This is a genomic window from Streptomyces noursei, from assembly GCF_001646665.1.
In the GTDB taxonomy this organism is placed as follows: Bacteria; Actinomycetota; Actinomycetes; order Streptomycetales; family Streptomycetaceae; genus Streptomyces; species Streptomyces lavendulocolor.
In genome coordinates this window covers 110,047-134,110 of sequence record NZ_LWBU01000179.1, presented here as the reverse complement: position 1 = coordinate 134,110, position 24,064 = coordinate 110,047, and the positions used below count along the sequence as shown (strand labels likewise).

At 69.1% G+C, this 24,064-nt stretch carries 26 protein-coding genes; 21 read left to right on the top strand and 5 right to left on the bottom strand.

All coding sequences use genetic code 11. From position 1 onward, the window contains the following. The first annotated feature begins 32 nt into the window (after window positions 1-32). From A4V12_RS15725 to tuf, 5 genes are all read left to right on the top strand, one after another. The gene (locus A4V12_RS15725; RefSeq protein WP_064069960.1) at window positions 33-3,932 is read left to right on the top strand and encodes a DNA-directed RNA polymerase subunit beta'; all 3,900 of its coding nucleotides are present in this window, start codon (window positions 33-35) and stop codon (window positions 3,930-3,932) included. A gap of 609 nt (window positions 3,933-4,541) precedes the next feature. Then, on the top strand, window positions 4,542-4,913 hold the full coding sequence (gene rpsL, locus A4V12_RS15720; RefSeq protein WP_003948652.1) for a 30S ribosomal protein S12: 372 nt from the start codon (window positions 4,542-4,544) through the stop codon (window positions 4,911-4,913). A 2-nt stretch (window positions 4,914-4,915) separates the two neighbouring features. Further along, window positions 4,916-5,386, top strand: coding sequence for a 30S ribosomal protein S7 (rpsG, locus tag A4V12_RS15715; RefSeq protein WP_031076642.1), 471 nt, complete (start codon window positions 4,916-4,918; stop codon window positions 5,384-5,386). 38 nt (window positions 5,387-5,424) lie between these two features. After that, window positions 5,425-7,551: an elongation factor G gene (gene fusA / locus A4V12_RS15710; RefSeq protein WP_064069959.1), complete on the top strand. Its 2,127-nt coding sequence runs from the start codon at window positions 5,425-5,427 to the stop codon at window positions 7,549-7,551. A gap of 150 nt (window positions 7,552-7,701) precedes the next feature. Next, window positions 7,702-8,895 carry an elongation factor Tu gene (tuf, locus tag A4V12_RS15705; protein ID WP_064069958.1) on the top strand — a complete coding sequence of 398 codons (1,194 nt, stop codon included), beginning with the start codon at window positions 7,702-7,704 and terminating at the stop codon, window positions 8,893-8,895. A 98-nt stretch (window positions 8,896-8,993) separates the two neighbouring features. On the opposite strand, the gene A4V12_RS15700 is transcribed toward tuf, so the two are convergent. From A4V12_RS15700 to A4V12_RS15680, 5 genes are all read right to left on the bottom strand, one after another. Continuing rightward, entirely contained in the window at window positions 8,994-10,892 is a 1,899-nt protein-coding gene (locus tag A4V12_RS15700) for a PIG-L family deacetylase (RefSeq protein WP_234372193.1), read from the bottom strand. A 316-nt stretch (window positions 10,893-11,208) separates the two neighbouring features. Next, entirely contained in the window at window positions 11,209-11,454 is a 246-nt protein-coding gene (locus A4V12_RS15695; protein WP_064069957.1) for a hypothetical protein, read from the bottom strand. Between the two features lie 163 nt (window positions 11,455-11,617). Then, window positions 11,618-12,439: a hypothetical protein gene (locus tag A4V12_RS15690; protein ID WP_064069956.1), complete on the bottom strand. Its 822-nt coding sequence runs from the start codon at window positions 12,437-12,439 to the stop codon at window positions 11,618-11,620. A gap of 151 nt (window positions 12,440-12,590) precedes the next feature. Further along, window positions 12,591-13,304 carry a bleomycin resistance protein gene (locus A4V12_RS15685; protein ID WP_064069955.1) on the bottom strand — a complete coding sequence of 238 codons (714 nt, stop codon included), beginning with the start codon at window positions 13,302-13,304 and terminating at the stop codon, window positions 12,591-12,593. Window positions 13,305-13,337: 33 nt separating this feature from the next. Continuing rightward, window positions 13,338-14,441: an FAD-dependent monooxygenase gene (locus A4V12_RS15680; protein WP_064069954.1), complete on the bottom strand. Its 1,104-nt coding sequence runs from the start codon at window positions 14,439-14,441 to the stop codon at window positions 13,338-13,340. 201 nt (window positions 14,442-14,642) lie between these two features. Here A4V12_RS15680 and A4V12_RS15675 point away from each other — a divergent pair, with 201 nt between their 5' ends. The 16 genes from A4V12_RS15675 (at window position 14,643) to rplE (ending at window position 24,060) form a co-directional block, all read left to right on the top strand. Then, window positions 14,643-15,644, top strand: a complete 1,002-nt coding sequence (locus tag A4V12_RS15675) for a TetR/AcrR family transcriptional regulator C-terminal domain-containing protein (RefSeq protein WP_064069953.1) — start codon at window positions 14,643-14,645, stop codon at window positions 15,642-15,644. Window positions 15,645-15,681: 37 nt separating this feature from the next. After that, window positions 15,682-16,812, top strand: a complete 1,131-nt coding sequence (locus tag A4V12_RS15670) for a hypothetical protein (protein WP_199831298.1) — start codon at window positions 15,682-15,684, stop codon at window positions 16,810-16,812. Window positions 16,813-17,390: 578 nt separating this feature from the next. Next, complete coding sequence (gene rpsJ, locus A4V12_RS15665) at window positions 17,391-17,699, top strand: 30S ribosomal protein S10 (protein WP_003948644.1); 309 nt, start codon at window positions 17,391-17,393, stop codon at window positions 17,697-17,699. 13 nt (window positions 17,700-17,712) lie between these two features. Then, the gene (rplC, locus tag A4V12_RS15660) at window positions 17,713-18,357 is read left to right on the top strand and encodes a 50S ribosomal protein L3 (protein WP_064070111.1); all 645 of its coding nucleotides are present in this window, start codon (window positions 17,713-17,715) and stop codon (window positions 18,355-18,357) included. Between the two features lie 8 nt (window positions 18,358-18,365). After that, a complete protein-coding gene (rplD, locus tag A4V12_RS15655) occupies window positions 18,366-19,016 on the top strand; it encodes a 50S ribosomal protein L4 (protein WP_064069951.1) in 651 nt (216 codons plus the stop codon). After that, window positions 19,016-19,333 (top strand): 50S ribosomal protein L23, encoded by a 318-nt coding sequence (rplW, locus tag A4V12_RS15650; protein WP_064069950.1) that lies wholly within the window; start codon window positions 19,016-19,018, stop codon window positions 19,331-19,333. Before rplD ends, rplW begins: the two co-directional genes overlap by 1 nt. 41 nt (window positions 19,334-19,374) lie before the next feature. Continuing rightward, on the top strand, window positions 19,375-20,211 hold the full coding sequence (gene rplB, locus A4V12_RS15645; protein WP_064069949.1) for a 50S ribosomal protein L2: 837 nt from the start codon (window positions 19,375-19,377) through the stop codon (window positions 20,209-20,211). A gap of 12 nt (window positions 20,212-20,223) precedes the next feature. Further along, window positions 20,224-20,505: a 30S ribosomal protein S19 gene (rpsS, locus tag A4V12_RS15640; RefSeq protein ID WP_003974263.1), complete on the top strand. Its 282-nt coding sequence runs from the start codon at window positions 20,224-20,226 to the stop codon at window positions 20,503-20,505. A 49-nt stretch (window positions 20,506-20,554) separates the two neighbouring features. Continuing rightward, window positions 20,555-20,902, top strand: coding sequence for a 50S ribosomal protein L22 (gene rplV / locus A4V12_RS15635; RefSeq protein ID WP_030685471.1), 348 nt, complete (start codon window positions 20,555-20,557; stop codon window positions 20,900-20,902). Beyond that, the gene (gene rpsC / locus A4V12_RS15630) at window positions 20,902-21,732 is read left to right on the top strand and encodes a 30S ribosomal protein S3 (RefSeq protein ID WP_031076668.1); all 831 of its coding nucleotides are present in this window, start codon (window positions 20,902-20,904) and stop codon (window positions 21,730-21,732) included. The genes rplV and rpsC overlap by 1 nt, the downstream gene beginning before the upstream one ends. 5 nt (window positions 21,733-21,737) lie before the next feature. Further along, complete coding sequence (gene rplP / locus A4V12_RS15625; protein WP_005313579.1) at window positions 21,738-22,157, top strand: 50S ribosomal protein L16; 420 nt, start codon at window positions 21,738-21,740, stop codon at window positions 22,155-22,157. Further along, window positions 22,157-22,381 (top strand): 50S ribosomal protein L29, encoded by a 225-nt coding sequence (rpmC, locus tag A4V12_RS15620; RefSeq protein WP_031076670.1) that lies wholly within the window; start codon window positions 22,157-22,159, stop codon window positions 22,379-22,381. Before rplP ends, rpmC begins: the two co-directional genes overlap by 1 nt. Continuing rightward, the gene (rpsQ, locus tag A4V12_RS15615; protein ID WP_064069948.1) at window positions 22,381-22,668 is read left to right on the top strand and encodes a 30S ribosomal protein S17; all 288 of its coding nucleotides are present in this window, start codon (window positions 22,381-22,383) and stop codon (window positions 22,666-22,668) included. Before rpmC ends, rpsQ begins: the two co-directional genes overlap by 1 nt. 140 nt (window positions 22,669-22,808) lie before the next feature. After that, window positions 22,809-23,177, top strand: coding sequence for a 50S ribosomal protein L14 (rplN, locus tag A4V12_RS15610; protein WP_003956455.1), 369 nt, complete (start codon window positions 22,809-22,811; stop codon window positions 23,175-23,177). A 2-nt stretch (window positions 23,178-23,179) separates the two neighbouring features. Next, on the top strand, window positions 23,180-23,503 hold the full coding sequence (gene rplX / locus A4V12_RS15605) for a 50S ribosomal protein L24 (RefSeq protein ID WP_019888758.1): 324 nt from the start codon (window positions 23,180-23,182) through the stop codon (window positions 23,501-23,503). Beyond that, the gene (rplE, locus tag A4V12_RS15600) at window positions 23,503-24,060 is read left to right on the top strand and encodes a 50S ribosomal protein L5 (protein WP_064069947.1); all 558 of its coding nucleotides are present in this window, start codon (window positions 23,503-23,505) and stop codon (window positions 24,058-24,060) included. Before rplX ends, rplE begins: the two co-directional genes overlap by 1 nt. Window positions 24,061-24,064 lie beyond the last annotated feature (4 nt).

The window sequence follows — 24,064 nt, the reverse complement described above, 5'->3', positions numbered from 1 at the left end:
GAGACTCAAACCCTGAGAGGGATTGACGCATAGTGCTCGACGTCAACTTCTTCGACGAGCTGCGGATCGGCCTGGCCACCGCGGACGACATCCGTCAGTGGTCCCACGGCGAGGTCAAGAAGCCGGAGACCATCAACTACCGCACCCTGAAGCCCGAGAAGGACGGACTCTTCTGCGAGAAGATCTTCGGTCCGACCCGGGACTGGGAGTGCTACTGCGGCAAGTACAAGCGTGTCCGCTTCAAGGGCATCATCTGTGAGCGGTGTGGCGTCGAGGTCACCCGTGCCAAGGTGCGCCGTGAGCGGATGGGCCACATCGAGCTGGCCGCTCCCGTCACCCACATCTGGTACTTCAAGGGCGTCCCGTCCCGGCTGGGCTACCTGCTGGACCTCGCCCCGAAGGACCTGGAGAAGGTCATCTACTTCGCGGCGTACATGATCACGTACGTCGACGAGGAGCGCCGCACTCGCGACCTGCCCTCGCTGGAGGCCCACGTCTCCGTCGAGCGCCAGCAGATCGAGAACCGCCGCGACGCCGACCTCGAGGCCCGCGCCAAGAAGCTCGAGACCGACCTGGCCGAGCTCGAGGCCGAGGGCGCGAAGGCCGACGTGCGCCGCAAGGTGCGCGAGGGCGCCGAGCGCGAGATGAAGCAGCTGCGCGACCGCGCCCAGCGCGAGATCGACCGTCTCGACGAGGTGTGGAACCGCTTCAAGAACCTCAAGGTCCAGGACCTCGAGGGCGACGAGCTGCTCTACCGCGAGCTGCGCGACCGCTTCGGCACGTACTTCGACGGGTCGATGGGTGCCGCGGCGCTGCAGAAGCGCCTGGAGTCCTTCGACCTCGACGAGGAGGCCGAGAAGCTCCGCGAGATCATCCGGACCGGCAAGGGCCAGAAGAAGACCCGTGCGCTGAAGCGCCTCAAGGTCGTCTCCGCGTTCCTGCAGACCAGCAACAGCCCCAAGGGCATGGTGCTGGACTGCGTCCCGGTCATCCCGCCGGACCTGCGTCCGATGGTGCAGCTGGACGGTGGCCGCTTCGCGACCTCCGACCTGAACGACCTGTACCGCCGCGTGATCAACCGCAACAACCGTCTCAAGCGTCTCCTTGACCTCGGTGCCCCCGAGATCATCGTGAACAACGAGAAGCGGATGCTGCAGGAGGCCGTCGACGCGCTGTTCGACAACGGCCGCCGCGGTCGCCCGGTCACCGGTCCCGGCAACCGCCCGCTGAAGTCCCTCAGCGACATGCTGAAGGGCAAGCAGGGCCGCTTCCGTCAGAACCTGCTCGGCAAGCGAGTCGACTACTCGGCGCGTTCCGTCATCGTCGTCGGCCCGCAGCTGAAGCTGCACCAGTGCGGTCTGCCCAAGGCCATGGCGCTGGAGCTCTTCAAGCCGTTCGTGATGAAGCGCCTGGTCGACCTGAACCACGCGCAGAACATCAAGTCGGCCAAGCGCATGGTCGAGCGCGGCCGCACCGTGGTCTACGACGTCCTCGAAGAGGTCATCGCCGAGCACCCGGTGCTGCTGAACCGTGCGCCCACGCTGCACCGCCTCGGCATCCAGGCCTTCGAGCCGCAGCTGGTCGAGGGCAAGGCCATCCAGATCCACCCGCTCGTCTGCACCGCGTTCAACGCGGACTTCGACGGTGACCAGATGGCCGTCCACCTGCCGCTCTCCGCGGAGGCGCAGGCCGAGGCCCGCATCCTGATGCTGTCCTCGAACAACATCCTCAAGCCGGCCGACGGCCGTCCCGTCACCATGCCGACCCAGGACATGGTGCTGGGCCTCTTCTTCCTCACCACGGACGAGGAGGAGCGCGAGGTCAAGGGTGAGGGCCGCGCCTTCAACTCCAGCGCCGAAGCGATCATGGCGTTCGACATGGGCGAGCTCTCGCTCCAGGCGAAGGTCGACATCCGCTTCCCGATCGGCACCGTCCCGCCGCGTGGCTGGACCCCGCCGGTCGCCGAAGAGGGCGAGCCGGAGTGGCAGCAGGGTGACTCGTTCCGTCTGCGGACGACCCTGGGCCGTGCGCTCTTCAACGAGCTGCTGCCCGAGGACTACCCGTTCGTCGACTACTCGGTCGGCAAGAAGCAGCTCTCCGAGATCGTCAACGACCTCGCCGAGCGCTACCCCAAGGTCATCGTGGCGGCGACGCTCGACAACCTGAAGGCGGCCGGCTTCTACTGGGCGACCCGCTCCGGTGTCACCGTCGCCATCTCCGACGTCGTCGTTCCCGAGGCGAAGAAGGAGATCGTCAAGTCGTACGAGGCTCAGGACGAGAAGGTCCAGAAGCAGTACGAGCGCGGTCTGATCACCAAGGACGAGCGCACGCAGGAGCTCATCGCGATCTGGACCAAGGCGACCAACGAGGTCGCCGAGGCGATGAACGACAACTTCCCGAAGACCAACCCGATCTTCATGATGGTGAACTCGGGTGCACGAGGCAACATGATGCAGATGCGTCAGATTGCCGGTATGCGTGGTCTGGTGTCGAACGCGAAGAACGAGACCATCCCGCGTCCGATCAAGGCGTCCTTCCGTGAGGGCCTGTCGGTGCTGGAGTACTTCATCTCCACGCACGGTGCCCGTAAGGGTCTCGCCGACACCGCCCTGCGTACCGCCGACTCGGGTTACCTGACCCGTCGTCTGGTGGACGTCTCGCAGGACGTGATCATCCGCGAGGAGGACTGCGGCACCGAGCGCGGTCTGAAGCTGCGGATCGCCGAGCGCGGCGCCGACGGCGTCCTCCGCAAGGCGGACGACGTCGAGACGTCCGTGTACGCGCGGATGCTCGCCGAGGACGTCGTCGTGGACGGCAAGGTCATCGCGCCGGCCAACGTCGACCTGGGTGACGTGCTCATCGACGCCCTGGTCAACGCGGGTGTCGAGGAGGTCAAGACCCGCTCGGTCCTGACCTGTGAGTCCGCGGTCGGCACCTGTGCCTTCTGCTACGGCCGCTCGCTCGCCACCGGCAAGCTGGTCGACATCGGTGAGGCGGTCGGCATCATCGCCGCCCAGTCCATCGGTGAGCCCGGTACCCAGCTGACGATGCGTACCTTCCACACCGGTGGTGTGGCCGGTGACGACATCACCCAGGGTCTGCCCCGTGTCGTCGAGCTCTTCGAGGCCCGTACGCCGAAGGGTGTCGCCCCGATCTCCGAGGCCTCCGGCCGCGTGCGGATCGAGGAGACCGAGAAGACCAAGAAGATCGTCGTCACCCCGGACGACGGCAGCGACGAGACGGCCTACCCGATCTCGAAGCGCGCCAAGGTCCTGGTGCACGAGGGCGACCACGTCGAGGTGGGCCAGAAGCTCACCGCGGGTGCCACCAACCCGCACGACGTGCTGCGCATCCTCGGCCAGCGTGCCGTCCAGGTCCACCTGGTCGGCGAGGTCCAGAAGGTCTACAACTCGCAGGGCGTGTCGATCCACGACAAGCACATCGAGATCATCATCCGGCAGATGCTGCGCCGCGTGACGATCATCGAGTCCGGCGACGCGGAGCTCCTGCCGGGCGAGCTGGTCGAGCGGTCGAAGTTCGAGTCGGAGAACCGTCGTGTGGTCACCGAGGGCGGCCACCCCGCCTCCGGCCGTCCGCAGCTGATGGGTATCACCAAGGCGTCGCTGGCGACGGAGTCGTGGCTGTCCGCGGCCTCCTTCCAGGAGACGACCAGGGTCCTGACGGACGCGGCGATCAACGCCAAGTCCGACTCCCTGATCGGCCTCAAGGAGAACGTCATCATCGGTAAGCTCATCCCGGCCGGTACGGGCCTGTCCCGCTACCGCAACATCCGGGTCGAGCCGACCGAGGAGGCCAAGGCCGCGATGTACTCGGCCGTCGGCTACGACGACATCGACTACTCGCCGTTCGGCACCGGCTCCGGCCAGGCCGTTCCGCTGGAGGACTACGACTACGGTCCGTACAACCAGTAAGCGAGTCGCTTGATCGACCGGAGGGCGGTCACCCCGTTGCGTACGGGGTGGCCGCCCTTCGGCGTGCGTGAGCGGCGGGAGGGCCTCCTCCGGGCCGGCGGCGGGGCGGCCGGGCCGCGGACACCCTCCGGCCCACCCCGGGCCCCCTCCGGCGTTCTCCTGGCCGGTCCTGGCGGCGTCCTGGCCGGTCCTGACGGCGGGGCGGCCCCGGAGCGGGGCCGGGCCGGTACGTGCCGCGGGGGCGCCGGCCCGGGCGCCGCCACCGAGCGGGGAAAGATCACGGAGGCATCCGGCTGATCAGGCGGTATCCCCGTGTCCGACCGTCCACGGGGCTCCCGGCGCCTGCTCGGGCGCGCCCGGCGTGTCGCTGCCGTCCGCATTTGTTTTGACCGAAGTCCATGCGGTAGGTACGCTCAGACCTTGTGCCTGGGGTGTGCCTGGGCTCGTGTGCGTGTCCTCAACCGCATGGCGAGTCGAGCATCGGCCACCGCAATCCGCGCTCGTTTCCACGTGGCAGTGGGCGTTCGCGGTATTCGACACACCCGACCGCGTGGGTCGGCGACGTTCCAGGTTAGCTTTACTACACGGCACACAGAAACCGGAGAAGTAGTGCCTACGATCCAGCAGCTGGTCCGGAAGGGCCGGCAGGACAAGGTCGAGAAGAACAAGACGCCCGCACTCGAGGGTTCCCCTCAGCGCCGCGGCGTCTGCACGCGTGTGTTCACGACCACCCCGAAGAAGCCGAACTCGGCCCTGCGTAAGGTCGCGCGTGTGCGTCTGACCAGCGGGATCGAGGTCACCGCTTACATCCCGGGTGAGGGACACAACCTGCAGGAGCACTCCATCGTGCTCGTGCGTGGTGGCCGTGTGAAGGACCTGCCGGGTGTTCGCTACAAGATCATCCGCGGCTCGCTCGACACCCAGGGTGTCAAGAACCGCAAGCAGGCCCGCAGCCGCTACGGCGCCAAGAAGGAGAAGTAAGAATGCCTCGTAAGGGCCCCGCCCCGAAGCGCCCGGTCATCATCGACCCGGTCTACGGCTCTCCTCTGGTGACCTCGCTCATCAACAAGATCCTGCTGAACGGCAAGCGCTCCACCGCCGAGCGGATCGTGTACGGCGCCATGGAAGGCCTCCGCGAGAAGACCGGCAACGACCCGGTCATCACGCTGAAGCGCGCTCTCGAGAACGTCAAGCCGTCCCTCGAGGTCAAGTCCCGCCGTGTCGGTGGCGCCACCTACCAGGTGCCGATCGAGGTCAAGCCCGGTCGCGCCTCCACGCTCGCGCTCCGCTGGCTCGTGGGTTACTCCCGCGCCCGTCGCGAGAAGACCATGACCGAGCGCCTCATGAACGAGCTCCTCGACGCCTCCAACGGCCTCGGTGCTTCGGTCAAGAAGCGTGAGGACACGCACAAGATGGCCGAGTCCAACAAGGCCTTCGCGCACTACCGCTGGTAGTCGCACCCACATCGAGACCGAGAGAAGACTGAAGCCTTATGGCTACCACTTCGCTTGACCTGGCCAAGGTCCGCAACATCGGGATCATGGCCCACATCGACGCGGGCAAGACGACCACCACCGAGCGGATCCTGTTCTACACCGGTGTCTCCTACAAGATCGGTGAAGTCCACGACGGCGCTGCCACGATGGACTGGATGGAGCAGGAGCAGGAGCGCGGCATCACGATCACGTCTGCCGCGACGACCTGCCACTGGCCGCTGGAAGACGTTGACCACACCATCAACATCATCGACACCCCGGGCCACGTCGACTTCACCGTCGAGGTGGAGCGTTCGCTCCGCGTGCTCGACGGTGCCGTGACGGTGTTCGACGGCGTCGCCGGCGTTGAGCCGCAGTCCGAGACCGTGTGGCGTCAGGCGGACCGCTACGGCGTTCCGCGTATCTGCTTCGTCAACAAGCTCGACCGCACCGGCGCCGAGTTCCACCGCTGCGTCGACATGATCAGCGACCGCCTGGGCGCGCAGCCGATCGTCATGCAGCTCCCGATCGGTGCCGAGGCCGACTTCAAGGGCGTCATCGACCTCGTTCGGATGAAGGCCCTGGTCTGGTCCGCCGAGGCGGCCAAGGGCGAGATGTACGACATCGTCGACATCCCGGACACGCACACCGAGGCTGCCGAGGAGTACCGCGGCAAGCTGCTCGAGGCCGTGGCCGAGAACGACGAAGAGATCATGGAGCTGTACCTGGAGGGCCAGGAGCCGTCCGAGGAGCAGCTGTACGCCGCGATCCGTCGTATCACCATCGCCTCCGGCAAGGGCACCGGCACCACGGTGACCCCGGTGTTCTGCGGCACCGCGTTCAAGAACAAGGGCGTCCAGCCCCTGCTCGACGCGGTCGTGCGCTACCTCCCGTCGCCCGTCGACATCGAGGCCATCGAGGGCCACGACGTCAAGGACGCGGAGACGGTCGTCAAGCGCAAGCCGTCCGACGACGAGCCGCTGTCGGCGCTGGCGTTCAAGATCATGAGCGACCCGCACCTCGGCAAGCTCACCTTCGTCCGGATCTACTCCGGTCGCCTGGAGTCCGGCACCTCGGTGCTGAACTCGGTCAAGGGCAAGAAGGAGCGCATCGGCAAGATCTACCGCATGCACGCGAACAAGCGTGAGGAGATCGAGTCGGTGGGCGCCGGCGACATCATCGCCGTCATGGGTCTGAAGCAGACCACGACCGGTGAGACGCTGTGCGACGAGAAGAACCCGGTGATCCTGGAGTCCATGGACTTCCCGGCGCCGGTCATCGAGGTCGCCATCGAGCCCAAGTCCAAGGGTGACCAGGAGAAGCTGGGTGTCGCCATCCAGCGTCTCGCGGAGGAGGACCCCTCCTTCCAGGTGCACACCAACGAGGAGACCGGCCAGACCGTCATCGGCGGTATGGGCGAGCTTCACCTCGAGGTGCTCGTCGACCGCATGAAGCGCGAGTTCAAGGTCGAGGCCAACGTCGGTAAGCCTCAGGTCGCGTACCGTGAGACGATCCGCAAGGCCGTCGAGCGCGTGGACTACACCCACAAGAAGCAGACCGGTGGTACCGGTCAGTTCGCCAAGGTGCAGATCGCGGTCGAGCCGATCGAGGGCGGCGACGCCTCGTACGAGTTCGTCAACAAGGTCACCGGTGGCCGTATCCCGAAGGAATACATCCCTTCGGTGGACGCCGGCTGCCAGGAGGCCATGCAGTTCGGCATCCTCGCGGGCTACGAGATGACGGGCGTTCGCGTCACGCTTCTCGACGGTGCCTACCATGAGGTCGACTCCTCCGAGCTCGCCTTCAAGATCGCCGGTTCGCAGGCCTTCAAGGAGGCCGCGCGCAAGGCGTCCCCCGTGCTCCTTGAGCCGATGATGGCCGTCGAGGTCACCACGCCCGAGGACTACATGGGCGATGTCATCGGTGACATCAACTCCCGCCGTGGCCAGATCCAGGCCATGGAGGAGAGGGCCGGTGCCCGGGTCGTCAAGGGCCTGGTGCCGCTCTCGGAGATGTTCGGCTACGTCGGCGACCTCCGCAGCAAGACCTCGGGTCGCGCAAGCTACTCGATGCAGTTCGACTCCTACGCCGAGGTTCCGCGGAACGTCGCCGAGGAGATCATCGCGAAGGCCAAGGGCGAGTAACTCTCCCGGTTTCACGCTTTAGGCTTGACACCATCCGCCGGGGCTTCGGCCCCGCAACCCGAGGCAGGTGCCCCGGCGGGTGGCCACCCAGCAAAGATCACCTGGCGCCGATGAGTAAGGCGTACCAGAACCACTCTCAGGAGGACCCCAGTGGCGAAGGCGAAGTTCGAGCGGACTAAGCCGCACGTCAACATCGGCACCATCGGTCACATCGACCACGGTAAGACGACCCTCACGGCCGCCATTACCAAGGTGCTGCACGACGCGTTCCCGGACCTGAACGAGGCCTCGGCGTTCGACCAGATCGACAAGGCTCCTGAGGAGCGCCAGCGCGGTATCACCATCTCCATCGCGCACGTCGAGTACCAGACCGAGTCGCGTCACTACGCCCACGTCGACTGCCCCGGTCACGCGGACTACATCAAGAACATGATCACCGGTGCTGCCCAGATGGACGGCGCCATCCTCGTGGTCGCCGCCACCGACGGCCCGATGCCGCAGACCAAGGAGCACGTGCTCCTGGCCCGCCAGGTCGGCGTTCCGTACATCGTCGTCGCCCTGAACAAGGCCGACATGGTGGACGACGAGGAGATCCTGGAGCTCGTCGAGCTCGAGGTTCGTGAGCTGCTCACCGAGTACGAGTTCCCGGGCGACGACGTTCCGGTCGTCAAGGTCTCGGCGCTCAAGGCGCTCGAGGGCGACAAGGAGTGGGGCCAGTCGGTCCTGAACCTGATGGCCGCCGTCGACGAGTCGATCCCGCAGCCCGAGCGCGACGTCGACAAGCCGTTCCTGATGCCGATCGAGGACGTCTTCACGATCACCGGTCGCGGTACGGTCGTCACCGGCCGTATCGAGCGTGGTGTCCTCAAGGTCAACGAGACCGTCGACATCATCGGCATCAAGACCGAGAAGACCACCACCACGGTCACCGGCATCGAGATGTTCCGCAAGCTGCTCGACGAGGGCCAGGCCGGTGAGAACGTCGGTCTGCTCCTCCGTGGCATCAAGCGCGAGGACGTCGAGCGCGGCCAGTGCATCATCAAGCCGGGTTCGGTCACCCCGCACACCGAGTTCGAGGCGCAGGCGTACATCCTGTCCAAGGACGAGGGCGGCCGTCACACGCCGTTCTTCAACAACTACCGCCCGCAGTTCTACTTCCGTACCACGGACGTGACCGGCGTCGTGACCCTCCCCGAGGGCACCGAGATGGTCATGCCGGGCGACAACACCACCATGTCCGTCCAGCTGATCCAGCCGGTCGCCATGGAGGAGGGCCTCAAGTTCGCCATCCGTGAGGGTGGCCGGACCGTCGGCGCCGGCCAGGTCACCAAGATCACGAAGTAATTCCTGATCCGACCTGGTGGCTCGTCACCGAGCTGCAAGAAGGGCCCCGCACCGTCACGGTGCGGGGCCCTTCGCGTCGCGGCAGCGGGGGCGCGCGCTCAGCTCCGGGTGCGGGGCTCCGGGGTCCAGGTCCACGGCCGGGCGTCCGCGCCCACGCCGACGGCGATGACCCCGAGCGTCCCGCTCCTGTGGAGCGTGGCCGACCCCAGCGCGACGGCGCCTTGCGTACGGGTCGCCAGGCGGCCCTCCGCGGTGCGGACCTGGATCCGGCCCCGCAGGTCCCTGCCGAGGAGCACGGGGCCCCGGGGGGTGGCCGCCGCGGTGACGGGGCCGTACCCGTCGAGGGCGGCCCCGGGCAGGGGGGTGCCGTCGGGGCGTACCGCCGTCAGCTCCTTGCGGGTGGGCGCGCGGTAGTGGAGCACCAGGCCGCCGTCGGGCGCGGCGCTGACCGCCGGCGGGCCGCCGGCGACGGGCAGGGACGTACCGGCGCGGAAGGCGACCGGGGCGCCGGGCGCGTCCTGCGCCCAGTGGTGGACGCCCTCGCGGCCCGCCGCGAACAGATGCACCCGGCCGGTGCCGTCCACCGCCGCGGACAGCCCGTCCTGCACCTCGGCCCCGCCCAGGTCCCGCCAGGGCCCCCACGCGCCGCCGGCCTGCCGGACCCGGCCGCTGACGCCCTTGTCCGCGTTGCGTACGAAGAGGTGGACGCGGCCCTCGCGGTCGGCCACCGCCACCGGGACGCCCAGCCGGCGCCCCCGGTCGTCGCCGCGCTCCGGATTGCCCAGCCCGGTCCAGGCGCGGAACGGCCCGCCCGCCTCCCGCTGCTCCAGCAGCACGACCTCCCGCTTGTTCGGCCCGCCGTGCCCGCCGAGCGCCGCGAACCGGAGCCCGAACAGCAGCTGCCGGCCGTCCGGCAGGGTCACCCCGCCGAGCCCCGGTGCCAGCGGTCCGCCGCCCAGGTCGTCCGGCTCGCCCCACTGTCCGCTGCCGGGCTCCGTCTCGCGCCAGCGGACGGCGCGCAGGCCCAGCACACCGAAGACGGCCAGCCGCCCGTCGGGCTCGGTGGCCACGACCGGGCCGGCGCCCGGATAGCGGTGGTGGGTGGCCCGTACCCACCCCTTCTTGTTGGTGAGCGGCCGGGTGCCGCCGACGTTGTAGTCGCCGCACCCCCCGCTGTTGCCGCAGCTCCATGACGGGTCGCCGCCGTACGGCACGAGGTGCGCGGCCTTCTCCTTGAGCACCGGCCCCGGGAGGTTCTTGGGCCAGTGCCGGTTGTAGTACCCCCGGAACGACGTCGCCACGAAGGCGGGCACCGCGCCGCCGTCCTTCGTCGCGTCGGCCACCCAGCGGACCATGGCGGCCCAGGAGAAGGACGCGACGGCGGTGTGGTCGGCGTGATCGGAGTACCCCGGCTGCTCCGAGTCCTTCCTGCGGGTCCGCTCGTCGCTGTGCTGGATGTCGGGGTCCGGGTCCAGGGTGTGGATGACGGTCGGGCGGTAGCGCTCCATGAGCCCGACGAGGACGTCGACGAGGGCGTCGTAGTCGTACGTGTCGGCTCTGCGTACGGGGGAGTCGTCGGCCACCACGGTGCGCAGCCCCAGCGCCCGGTCCTTCCACAGGCTCGGGAGGGCCATCCAGCGGCGCGGGGCGTGCATGGAGAGGTTGAGGAAGATCAGCTCGACGCGGCGGCCGCCGTTGGTGAGGGTGTTGATCTCGGCGCGGCGATCACCGCGGAGGGTGATGACACCCGTCTCCCAGGCGGCGAACTTGTCGAGGCCGAGCATGGTGGCGTACGCCTGGCGGAGGCCCTGGTGGCGGGCGGAGGAGTAGGCCGCCTTGTCGGCGGGGGTGTCCTTGCGCCCGGGTATGTGGTTCCGGCCGTCGTGCTCGCCGGCCGTGACGTACAGGGAGACGAGCGGCACCCCGGCGTCGACCATGCGCTGGCTGTCCGGGTTCATGAAGTACAGGTCGTCGTCCGGGTGCGCCGCGATCTGCATCAGCTGCGCGCGCCCGGAGCTGCTGATCGGAATCCCCGGCGCGGGGTCCGCGGTGGGCCCGCCGCGCCGGGGCGCCGGCACCGAGCACCCGGTACCGGCCGCCAGTGCCACGGCCGCGGCGGAGGCCAGGAGGCCCCGCCGCCGAAACACGGCAGGGCGCGGCCCTGCCCCCCGTATGTGGTCCACGTCCCGATTCCCCCGTGTGTGCGACCGCCCGCGTCCTGCGGTCGGTCAGACGGAGAATCGGGTCATCGGGTTGCCCTGACGCCGCACGCCGTTCAGCGGCCGGCCACGCGGGCGACGCGCACAGGAGGCACTACGGCTCGACGAAGACGTCCTCGACGGACGCGGCGGTGACGGCCCGGGCGAGCCATCGGCGCAGCTGCTCCGGGTCCCCGCACCGAGTGATGCGGTCGCGGGCCTCGTCGGGGACGGCGACGCCGCGCTGCTCCGGGACGATCAGAAGCGCGTCCGCCCGCCCCTCGGCACGGCCTTCGGCACGGCCCTCGTCCCGGATCTCCTCGGAGATGGGGGACTTGTAGAACGACAGGTCGACGGCCATGAGTTGCCTCCACAGTTGTGCGGCCGGGCGCACGCCCGCAATGCCTCGGACGGTAGGGAGCGAGCGGGTTCGGCATATGCCGGTCGTGTATGCGCCACCTGATCGGATGATGCTGGGGAGGTGACCCGTGCGCGGGCCCCGGGGCCGCCGGGTCGCCGGCGGGTCAGCCGGCCTCCGGCGGCGCGGGGGCGTCGACGACCTCCCCTTGCGGGACGTCGACCTTCACGGCCTTGCCCAGCTCGGTGAAGGTCACGGTGTTCACCGACTTGACCCCCGCCACGTCGAAGGCGAGTCGCGTCTGCACGGCGCGGCCCCGGGCGTCCACCCACACGTCGACGTCCACGGGTATGCGACCGCCCAGGCCCTGGCGCATCTCTTCGAGCTTGTCCTTGGTCTCCTTCTCCATGCGCAGGGTGAGGGCTTCGTGGGGGAGGGCGCCCCGGTAGCGGACGACGGGTGCGCCGCCCAGTTCCTCCTCGCCGGCCCGTACGAAGTCCTCGGCCATGCCGGCCTGGCGCAGGGTGTACTCGGGGTCGTTCGCGGGCGCTCGCAGCAGGTGGCGGGCGGGGGACCGGTCGCGGTCGGAGATGTACCAGTCGCGCTCCTCGACGCCGGTGGCGCCGCCCCGTATGTAGACCTTGCCGTCGGCGAAGACCTCCTGGAAGGTCGCCGTCCCGCCGAGGGCGACGGTGATGCTGCCCCGGTCCTTCGCGAAATCGAAGTCTCCGCTGCCCGTGATGTCGATGGTGCCCTGTGACGCGCTGCCGTCGAGCCGGTGCTTCTGCGTCATACGGGCACTGGTGCGGCTGGTGGCCGCGACGGCGGCCCTCACCGTGGCTCCGTGCTGGGACGTCGCGGACGGCGCGGACGGCGTGGACGGCGTGGTCTTTGCGCCGGCCGGGCCGGAGCCCTCGCCGGCGCCGCATCCGGCGATCGTCAGGGCCAGGCAGGCGGTGGCACAGGAGAAGGGCAATGCACGACGCATGGGGCGGACACTCCGGGTGATGGTGGATCTCTGGGGTGCGCCCCGTGGATCAATGGATCAAATGATCATATGTGCCGCTGTGACCCTCCGGCAGGCATGATCCGGTCGACGTGCACGGCCGAAAGGCGCCCATTCGCCCGTGTCCCCCCGCCTATCGCGGCACCTGCCTCCGCAGGTCCGCCAGGCGCCGCAGGTCGTCGCGGAGCGACCGCCGCTGCTCCTCGGTCAGACCGACCGCCTCGGCGCGTTCGAGGGCGGACGCCGCCGTGGCGTCGTCACCGAGCCGGCTCGCGACGTCGGCGCGGAGGGCGAGCAGGCGCACCAGCTGGACCGGGGTGGGGTGCTCGTCCTCGAGGTCCAGGGCCCGGTCGAGGACCTTGGCGGCGCCGGCCGGGTCGTCCCGGGAGTCGGCGAACAGCGCGGCGAAGTGGAGCGCACGGGCGAAGGTCTCCCGGGGCGCCGGGCGGTGGTGCTGCTCGGCGCCCGTGGGGCGGCCGACGCGCAGGCAGTTGCCGCCCGGGTCGGTCAGGAGGAACTGGCGCATGCCGTGGGACGTGTCGGACACCGCCCCGATGCGGGGCAGCCCCCGGGTCGGGACCTTCCCGTACGCGGCCTTCAGTCCGGCCCGGAAGGCCTCGTGGAGTCCGTCTACGTCGTCGGTGAGGACGTAGCAGGTGCTGTACGACGCCGTGGGCTCGTACTGCTTCATGCCGAAGAACTGGAGCTGGAGGCCGCCGCGTTCGACGACCGCGTAGGGGTTGGGGCTCTTCTGCTGGAAGGTCACCTCGAAACCGAGGGCCGTGTAGAAGTCGAGGACGGGCTGGAGGGTCCGGCAGGGCAGGATCGGGATCGTCTTCTCGCTCACCCGAACCACTCTAGTCAAGTTTGACTACCGTGGTCACCCCTCCAGCGTGATGGCGTTCTTCGCGCGCTCGGCGGACTCCTCCGACGGCGGGCCGCCGGGGTTCTCGGTGGCCAGGGCCTGGTTCGCGGCGACGAAGGGCCGCATGCGCGACTCGTACGCGGCGAAGGCCGGCCCGTGGCGGCCGTCCGCCCGCGCCAGCTCGTCCGCCAGGACGCAGGCACCCACCAGTGCGAGGCTCGTGCCCTGGCCGGAGAGCGGGGAGGGGCAGTACCCGGCGTCCCCGAGCAGGACCGTGCGGCCCCGGCACCAGGTGTCCATGTGGATCTGCGCCATCGCGTCGCAGTAGAAGTCCGGCGCCTCCAGCGCGGCCTTCGCCAGCCGGTCGCCCTCCCAGCGCAGGGCGGCGAGCCGGTCGACGATCAGGGACTTCAGGTCGGCGGTGCGCTCCAGCGGGCCCGACTCGAACCCGAACGCGATCCTCAGCTCGCGGTTGTCCCGTACAGGCATGATGCCGAAGCCCGCGTCCCCGTCGCGCAGCCACACCTGCCAGTTGTCCAGGCCCAGGAAGTTGTCCGCGCCGAACACCGACAGGTAGCTGCCCAGGTGCCGGGCGAAGGCCTCCTCGGGGCCGAACGCGAGCCGCCGGACGGTCGAGTGCAGGCCGTCCGCGCCGACCACCAGGTCGAAGCGGCGCGACGGCCCGTGCGCGAAGGCCGCGACCACCCCGTCGGCGTCCTCGCTCAGCCCGGTGACGCCGTCGCCGAACACGTACTCCACGCCTCCGGCCCCGCTCGCCCGGTCGTAGAGCAGCCGCGCGAGGTCGTCGCGGAGCAGCTCGATGTCGTCGCCGTCCAGCCGTCCGCTGCTCAGCGCGTGCGTGGTCGACCGGTCGATCTCCGCGCCGTCCGCGTCCAGGACCGACATCCCGCGTATCCGGGTGCGCACCTCGCGGGCCTGTTCGAGGACGCCGATGCGGTCGAGCACGTCCAGGGCGACGCCGCGGACGTCGATCGCCTGGCCGCCGGCGCGCAGGTCCGGGGCGCGCTCGACGACGGTGGGCGCGAAGCCGCGGGCGCGCAGCAGGTAGGCCAGGGCCGATCCGGCGATGCCTGCACCGGATATGAGGACGGACCGCATGGGGAGCTCCCTCCGAAAGGCGTCCGCCGAGTGTGGCGGTACGCTGTACGCCGCTGAATGTACGGCGTACGCGCACCCTGGGCAAACAGGCAAAAGCGCCACCTGTACTAGGTCAGAGACGGACGCGGCGGCAAGACCGCTGCTAGGGTCTGCCCTAGTACAGGGCTCTCCCGGCCGGAAAAAGAATCGAGGCGGTACCGCATGGCCGACCGGTCCCCCTACCTCCGTATCGCCGCCGACATCCGGCAGCGCGTCACCGACGGCGACCTCCGCCCCGGCGACCGCGTGCCCTCCACCCGGCAGATCGCCCGCCAGTGGGGGGTGGCCCTCGCCACGGCCACGAAGGCGCTCACCGCGCTCCGCCTGGAGGGCGTGGTGGAGGCCCTGCCCCGCGTGGGCACCGTCGTCGCAGGGCCCAGGACACCGGACGCGCCGCCCGCGACCCCCGGCGCCCCGCCGGCGACCCCCGGGAGCGCACCGCTCCGGGCGCCCCACGGGCCGCCCGCGCCCCGCCACACCGCCGAGCCCGACCTCACCCGGGCCCGGATCGTCCGCGCCGCCATCGAGATCGCCGACGCCGAGGGGCTGGCCGCCCTGTCCATGCGCGGCGTCGCCGCCCGCCTCGGGGTCGCGGCCATGTCCCCGTACCGCCACGTCGGCAGCAAGGACGAGCTGGTCGCCCTGATGGCCGACGCCGCGTACGGCGAGGTCGCGCCCCCCGAGGCCGCGCCCGGGCACTGGCGGTCACGCGTGGAGGCGGGTGCCCGCGCCCTATGGGAGGTGTGCCGCCGGCACCCGTGGGTCGCCCAGCTCGGCCCGATCAGCCGGCCGCTCGTGCTGCCGCACCTCATGGCGCACGGCGAGGGGATGCTCGCCGCGCTGGAGGGCAGCGGGGCGGACGCGCGGACCCGCTTCGACATCCACCTGCTGATCTACAGCTACGTCCAGGGCCTCGCCGTCAACCTGGAACGCGAGGTGCAGGCCCAGGCCACCACCGGCCTCACGGAGGACGAGTGGATGGAGGGCCAGGAAGCCGCCATGCGCGACCTCCTCACCTCCGGGCGCCACCCCGCCCTCACGCGCACGCTCACCGCCTTCGAGGACGGTTACGACCTGGACCTCGACGCGCTGTTCCACTTCGGCCTGGAACCCCTTCTCGACGGGATCGAACGTCTGGTCGACAGGCTCACCCGCCCGGCGTGATCCAATGGTGCCGACCGGTATGACAGGGGTGGGGACCATGGGGAAGAGCACACCGGAAGGACGGCCGGGGGACGGGTCGTCCGTACCCGACGAGGAGTGGGCGCGGTTCCTCCGCGCGGCGGAACGGGACGGCGCCGGAGGCGCCCCCAGGGAGCCGTCGGCCGACGAACGCGCGGCGCGCGCGGCGCGGGTGGCCGGGGCCGCACGGCCCGAGGGATGGCGCACCGGACCTGCCTGGCGGGAGATCGACGGACGTGCCCGCCGGCGGCGGCGCCTGGGCGGGGTGCTCGGGGTGCTGCTGGCCGCGGGCCTCGTGGTCGTCGCCGTACGCCCCGGGCTGGTCACCGACCGGTTCGCGCAGGACACCCCGGGGGGCGGGACCGGGGGCGGGCGCACGCACGCCGCGCCCGGGACGCCGGCCGAGGACCTGCCCACGCTCAAGGAGCCCTTCCGGGGCTCGCCCGCGGCCGCCTGGGACGACGGCGCCGCCGGCATCCGGGTGCCCGCGGCGAAGCCCGTGGGCGGGATGAGCCGCAAGGACGTCCAGCACGCCCTGGAGAGCACCAAGGCGCTGCTCGTGGCCGCCAACCTGGACCCCGCCACCCTGAGGGGCGAGCGGCCCCGGGCCGCGCTGGACCTGCTGGACCCGCTCCAGGACGACGGCCGCGTCCTGCTGGAGAAGGCCCTCGCCGACCCCGCCCCGGACCGCGATCCGCTCTGGGTGTTCAGCCGCTTCGACCCGGCCGAGGTCCGCCCCGCCGGGGACGTGGTGAAGGTGCGGGGCCGGATGACCTACGAGCGGGGCGAGCGGGACGGCCAGGTGCTGGTGCACGCCGACTACACGTTCGTGTACCCGGTGGTGAAGGCGGACCCGGGCGGCGCCACCGAGGTGGCCCGCACCGTCGTGCGCCGCGAGATGACGCTGGCCCTGTACGACCCCGAGAAGGTCCGTTCGACGCCCGGCAGGCTGACCGTCGTGCGCATGTACGAGAGCGCGGGCAACGACGACTGCTCGCGCGACGGCGAGGGCTTCCTGCACCCCGAGTTCCGCTCGGACCTGGTGGCGGGGGAGGGCGGCGGGGGCAGCGGCGACCTGGTCGACCCCTACGACCGCGACAAGCCCCTGGAGCAGCTGTCCCAGGAGTGCGGCACCGTGACCCGCACCTGACGGGCGCGGGTTGGGGGGGGCGGTACGTACGGAACGGGACTCGGGCGGTACGTACGGAACGGGACTCCGCACCTGACGGGCGCGGGTGCGGAGCAGTACGTACGGAACGGGACGTTCCGTCACCGGCGGGGTGTGCCGCGGTTTGACAGGCACATCCCTCGGGGTAATCTCTTCGGCTCGATTGGCGTCGGCCACGACCCGTATGGCAGACTGTCGGGGTTGCTCGGTTGAGTGCCGATGCTGCGCGCCTCCCGCCGGGAGGACCGGAAGCGAGTCCCACAGTACTCGTCGCCCCTGATCAGGGGCGGACGTACGGGAATCTTCCGGGAAGCGTCAGCGGGGCGCCGACCAGGCACCCGGTGGGTGTTCCACCCCCGACGCTCTTCATTGAGCACAGCGCGGTCCTCGGGCCCGCACCCCCTCGGTTGGGAAATCCTTCGGGAGATCTGCGTGGAGGGGTTGCGACACGCCCGACCGCGTGGGTCGGAGGAGGGGCTGCGGTTCCAGGGCGGAGACGCCACGGCGAAGCGGCCCACCAGGTTCCAGAGCGTTACGAGAGACAGGACTACTGAGTAGCCATGGCGGGACAGAAGATCCGCATCCGGCTCAAGGCCTACGACCACGAGGTCATCGACTCGTCGGCGAAGAAGATCGTCGAGACGGTGACGCGCACTGGTGCGTCGGTCGCGGGCCCGGTGCCGCTGCCCACTGAGAAGAACGTGTACTGCGTCATCAAGTCGCCGCACAAGTACAAGGACTCGCGCGAGCACTTCGAGATGCGCACGCACAAGCGCCTCATCGACATCCTCGACCCCACGCCGAAGACGGTTGACTCGCTGATGCGTCTCGACCTGCCGGCCGGCGTCGACATCGAGATCAAGCTCTGAGGTGACGCGCGAGATGGCTAAGAACATTAAGGGCGTCCTGGGCGAGAAGCTCGGCATGACCCAGGTCTGGGACGAGAACAACCGGGTCGTCCCGGTGACCGTCGTCAAGGCCGGGCCCTGCGTCGTCACCCAGGTCCGCAGCAACGACACCGACGGCTACGAGTCGGTCCAGATCGCCTTCGGCGAGATCGACCCGCGCAAGGTGAACAAGCCCCTCAAGGGTCACTTCGCCAAGGCCGACGTCACCCCGCGCCGCCACCTGGTGGAGATCCGCACCGCCGACGCCTCCGAGTACACGCTCGGCCAGGAGATCACCGCTGAGGTCTTCGAGGCGGGCGTCAAGGTCGACGTCACCGGCAAGAGCAAGGGCAAGGGCTTCGCCGGTGTCATGAAGCGCCACAACTTCCGTGGCCTGGGCGCCGGACACGGTACCCAGCGCAAGCACCGCTCGCCCGGTTCCATCGGTGGCTGCGCCACCCCGGGCCGTGTGTTCAAGGGCCTCCGCATGGCGGGCCGCATGGGCAACGAGCGGGTCACCACCCAGAACCTGACCGTCCACGCCGTTGACGCGGAGAAGGGCCTGCTCCTGATCAAGGGTGCGGTTCCTGGTCCGAACGGCGGCCTCGTCCTGGTCCGTACCGCGGCCAAGGGGGCCTGAGGTAACCGATGAGCACCATTGACATCCTTTCGCCGGCAGGCGACAAGGCCGGGACCGTCGAGCTCCCCGCGGAGATCTTCGACGCGAAGACCAGCGTTCCGCTGATCCACCAGGTCGTCGTCGCCCAGCTGGCCGCTGCCCGCCAGGGCACGCACAAGACCAAGACCCGTGGCGAAGTCCGCGGTGGCGGCAAGAAGCCGTACCGCCAGAAGGGCACCGGCCGCGCCCGTCAGGGTTCGACCCGTGCTCCGCAGTTCGCCGGCGGTGGCGTCGTCCACGGCCCCGTGCCGCGTGACTACTCGCAGCGCACCCCGAAGAAGATGAAGGCCGCCGCCCTGCGCGGTGCCCTCTCGGACCGGGCGCGTCACTCCCGCATCCACGTCGTCACCGGCGTGGTCGAGGGCGAGGTCTCCACCAAGGCCGCCAAGACGCTGTTCGGCAAGATCTCGGAGCGCAAGAACCTGCTCCTGGTCGTCGAGCGCGCCGACGAGGCCGCGTGGCTCTCCGCCCGCAACCTGCCCCAGGTTCACATCCTGGAGCCGGGCCAGCTGAACACGTACGACGTGATCGTCTCCGACGACGTGGTCTTCACCAAGGCCGCCTTCGAGTCCTTCGTGTCTGGCCCCAAGGCCGATGACAACGAGGGGAGCGAGGCCTGATGGCCGAGATCACCAGCAAGACCTTCTCCGACCCGCGCGACGTTCTCGTCAAGCCGGTTGTCTCCGAGAAGAGCTACGCGCTGCTCGACGAGAACAAGTACACGTTCATCGTGGCGCCGACCGCGAACAAGACCCAGATCAAGCAGGCCGTCGAGGCGGTCTTCTCGGTCAAGGTCACGTCGGTGAACACGATCAACCGTCAGGGCAAGCGCAAGCGCACCCGCACCGGTTTCGGTAAGCGCGCCAACACCAAGCGCGCCATCGTGACCCTTGCTGAGGGCAACCGTATCGACATCTTCGGCGGTCCGACCGCCTAACGGCGGTCTGGATCGTCCGAATATCGGACGAGGACTGAGAAATGGGTATCCGCAAGTACAAGCCGACGACTCCGGGCCGTCGTGGCTCCAGCGTCGCCGACTTTGTCGAGATCACGCGGTCCACGCCGGAGAAGTCGCTGGTCCGCCCCCTGCACAGCAAGGGCGGCCGTAACAACACCGGTCGTGTGACCGTCCGTCACCAGGGCGGTGGCCACAAGCGCGCCTACCGCGTGATCGACTTCCGTCGTCACGACAAGGACGGCGTGCCGGCCAAGGTCGCTCACATCGAGTACGACCCCAACCGCACCGCGCGCATCGCGCTCCTCCACTACGTGGACGGCGAGAAGCGCTACATCATCGCTCCGCGTGGCCTCTCCCAGGGCGACCGGATCGAGAACGGCCCCGGCGCCGACATCAAGCCCGGCAACAACCTGGCCCTCCGCAACATCCCGGTCGGTACCACGATCCACGCGATCGAGCTCCGTCCCGGCGGCGGCGCCAAGTTCGCCCGCTCCGCGGGTGCCTCCGTGCAGCTGCTCGCGAAGGAGGGCCAGATGGCCCACCTGCGCATGCCGTCCGGTGAGATCCGCCTGGTCGACGTCCGCTGCCGCGCCACCATCGGCGAGGTCGGCAACGCCGAGCAGTCGAACATCAACTGGGGCAAGGCCGGCCGCAAGCGCTGGCTGGGCGTTCGCCCGACCGTCCGTGGTGTCGCCATGAACCCGGTCGACCACCCGCACGGTGGTGGTGAGGGCAAGACCTCCGGTGGTCGCCACCCGGTCTCCCCCTGGGGTCAGAAGGAGGGTCGTACTCGTTCTCCCAAGAAGGCGAGCAACAAGTACATCGTCCGCCGCCGCAAGACGAACAAGAAGCGCTAGGAGCGGGTTTAGATGCCGCGTAGTCTCAAGAAGGGGCCCTTCGTCGACGACCACCTGATCAAGAAGGTGGACACTCAGAACGAAGCCGGCACCAAGAACGTCATCAAGACCTGGTCCCGTCGCTCGATGATCGTCCCGGCCATGCTCGGCCACACGATCGCGGTGCACAACGGCAAGACCCACATCCCGGTGTTCGTCACCGAGTCGATGGTCGGCCACAAGCTCGGCGAGTTCTCGCCGACTCGCACCTTCCGCGGCCACGTCAAGGACGACCGGAAGTCGAAGCGCCGCTAACGCGGGGTGACAGACCATGACGAACGTGTCAGACACTGAAGGGACAACCATGGAAGCCAGGGCCCAGGCGCGGTACATCCGCGTCACGCCCATGAAGGCCCGCCGCGTGGTGGACCTCATCCGTGGCATGGACGCCACGGAGGCTCAGGCGGTCCTGCGTTTCGCCCCGCAGGCCGCGAGCGTGCCGGTGGGCAAGGTGCTGGACAGCGCCATTGCCAACGCCGCGCACAACTACGACCACACGGACGCCTCTTCGCTGTACATCAGCGAGGCGTACGTCGACGAGGGCCCGACCCTGAAGCGGTTCCGTCCGCGTGCTCAGGGCCGTGCCTACCGGATCCGCAAGCGGACCAGCCACATCACCGTGGTCGTCAGCAGCAAGGAAGGAACCCGGTAATGGGCCAGAAGGTAAACCCGCACGGGTTCCGGCTCGGCATCACCACCGACTTCAAGTCGCGTTGGTACGCCGACAAGCTGTACAAGGACTACGTCAAGGAAGACGTCGCCATCCGTCGGATGATGACGTCCGGCATGGAGCGCGCCGGCATCTCGAAGGTTGAGATCGAGCGCACCCGTGACCGCGTGCGGGTGGACATCCACACCGCGCGTCCCGGCATCGTCATCGGCCGCCGTGGCGCCGAGGCCGACCGCATCCGCGGCGACCTCGAGAAGCTCACGGGCAAGCAGGTCCAGCTGAACATCCTCGAGGTCAAGAACCCCGAGGTCGACGCTCAGCTCGTGGCCCAGGCCGTTGCCGAGCAGCTGTCCTCCCGCGTCTCCTTCCGTCGGGCCATGCGCAAGAGCATGCAGTCCGCCATGAAGGCCGGCGCCAAGGGCATCAAGATCCAGTGTGGCGGCCGTCTCGGCGGCGCCGAGATGTCCCGCTCGGAGTTCTACCGCGAGGGCCGTGTGCCGCTGCACACGCTCCGCGCGAACGTCGAGTACGGCTTCTTCGAGGCCAAGACGACCTTCGGCCGCATCGGCGTGAAGGTCTGGATCTACAAGGGCGACGTCAAGAACATCGCCGAGGTCCGCGCCGAGAACGCTGCTGCCCGCGCCGGCAACCGCCCGGCCCGTGGTGGCGCTGACCGCCCGGCCCGTGGTGGCCGCGGTGGCGAGCGTGGCGGTCGCGGTCGCAAGCCGCAGCAGGCTGGTTCCGCTGCCGAGGCCCCCAAGGCCGAGGCCGCTGCCGCCGCTCCGGCTGAGAGCACCGGAACGGAGGCCTGACCGACATGCTGATCCCCCGTAGGGTCAAGCACCGCAAGCAGCACCACCCCAAGCGCCGCGGTATGGCCAAGGGTGGTACGACGGTTGCGTTCGGCGAGTACGGCATCCAGGCCATGACTCCGGCGTACGTGACCAACCGCCAGATCGAGGCGGCTCGTATCGCGATGACCCGCCACATCAAGCGTGGCGGCAAGGTCTGGATCAACATCTACCCGGACCGCCCGCTGACCAAGAAGCCGGCCGAGACCCGCATGGGTTCCGGTAAGGGTTCGCCGGAGTGGTGGGTCGCGAACGTGCACCCGGGCCGGGTCATGTTCGAGCTGTCCTACCCGAACGAGAAGATCGCACGTGAGGCTCTGACTCGCGCGGCCCACAAGCTGCCGATGAAGTGCCGGATCGTCAAGCGCGAGGCAGGTGAAGCGTGATGTCGGCCGGTACCAAGGCGTCCGAGCTGCGCGAGCTGGGCAACGAGGAGCTTGTTGCCAAGCTCCGCGAGGCCAAGGAAGAGCTGTTCAACCTCCGTTTCCAGGCGGCGACCGGGCAGCTCGAGAACCACGGTCGGCTCAAGTCCGTCCGTAAGGACATCGCCCGGATCTACACCCTGATGCGTGAGCGCGAGCTGGGCATCGAGACGGTGGAGAGCGCCTGATGAGCGAGAACAACGTGACTGAGACTGCAAAGACCGAGCGCGGTTTCCGCAAGACCCGCGAGGGTCTGGTCGTCAGCGACAAGATGGACAAGACCGTCGTCGTCGCCGTCGAGGACCGCGTCAAGCACGCGCTGTACGGCAAGGTCATCCGCCGTACGAGCAAGCTCAAGGCGCACGACGAGCAGAACGCCGCGGGTGTCGGCGACCGTGTCCTCCTCATGGAGACCCGGCCGCTGTCCGCGACCAAGCGCTGGCGCGTCGTCGAGATCCTCGAGAAGGCCAAGTAATTTTGCGGGGTCCCCTCCCTGACGGGAGGGGTCCCGCATGCCCCCCGCTGAGGCGTCACTGCCCCAGCACTTAGTTCCGCCAGGCTCGGCAGGGCCTTCGCAGGCCCTGCCGGGAACCGGCAGACGATCAGGAGATAGACGTGATCCAGCAGGAGTCGCGACTGCGTGTCGCCGACAACACTGGTGCCAAGGAGATCCTTTGCATCCGTGTTCTCGGTGGTTCCGGTCGCCGCTACGCGGGCATCGGTGACGTCATCGTCGCCACCGTCAAGGACGCGATCCCCGGTGGCAACGTGAAGAAGGGTGACGTCGTCAAGGCGGTCATCGTTCGCACCGTCAAGGAGCGCCGCCGCCAGGACGGCTCGTACATCCGCTTCGACGAGAACGCCGCCGTCATTCTGAAGAACGACGGCGACCCTCGCGGCACCCGTATCTTCGGCCCCGTGGGCCGTGAGCTGCGCGAGAAGAAGTTCATGAAGATCATCTCGCTCGCGCCGGAGGTGCTGTAAGCATGAAGATCAAGAAGGGCGACCTGGTCCAGGTCATCACCGGTAAGGACAAGGGCAAGCAGGGCAAGGTCATCGCGGCCTTCCCCCGCGAGGACCGCGTCCTGGTCGAGGGTGTCAACCGGGTCAAGAAGCACACCAAGGCCGGTCAGACCGCTCGCGGTTCGCAGACCGGTGGCATCGTCACGACCGAGGCCCCGATCCACGTGAGCAACGTTCAGCTCGTCGTGGAGAAGGACGGCAACAAGGTCGTCACGCGCGTCGGTTACCGCTTCGACGACGAGGGCAACAAGATCCGCGTTGCCAAGCGGACGGGTGAGGACATCTGATGGCTACCACCACCACTCCGCGTCTCAAGACGAAGTACCGCGAGGAGATCGCGGGCAAGCTGCGTGAGGAGTTCTCGTACGAGAACGTCATGCAGGTTCCCGGCCTCGTGAAGATCGTGGTCAACATGGGTGTGGGCGACGCCGCCCGCGACTCCAAGCTGATCGACGGGGCCATCAAGGACCTCACCACGATCACGGGCCAGAAGCCGGCCGTCACCAAGGCCCGCAAGTCCATCGCGCAGTTCAAGCTGCGTGAGGGCCAGCCCATCGGTGCCCACGTCACGCTCCGTGGCGACCGCATGTGGGAGTTCCTGGACCGCACCCTGTCGCTCGCGCTCCCGCGCATCCGCGACTTCCGCGGCCTGTCCCCCAAGCAGTTCGACGGCCGTGGCAACTACACCTTCGGTCTCACGGAGCAGGTCATGTTCCACGAGATCGACCAGGACAAGATCGACCGTGTCCGGGGTATGGACATCACCGTGGTGACCACGGCGACCAACGACGAAGAGGGCCGTGCGCTCCTCCGTCACCTCGGCTTCCCGTTCAAGGAGGCGTAAGCGA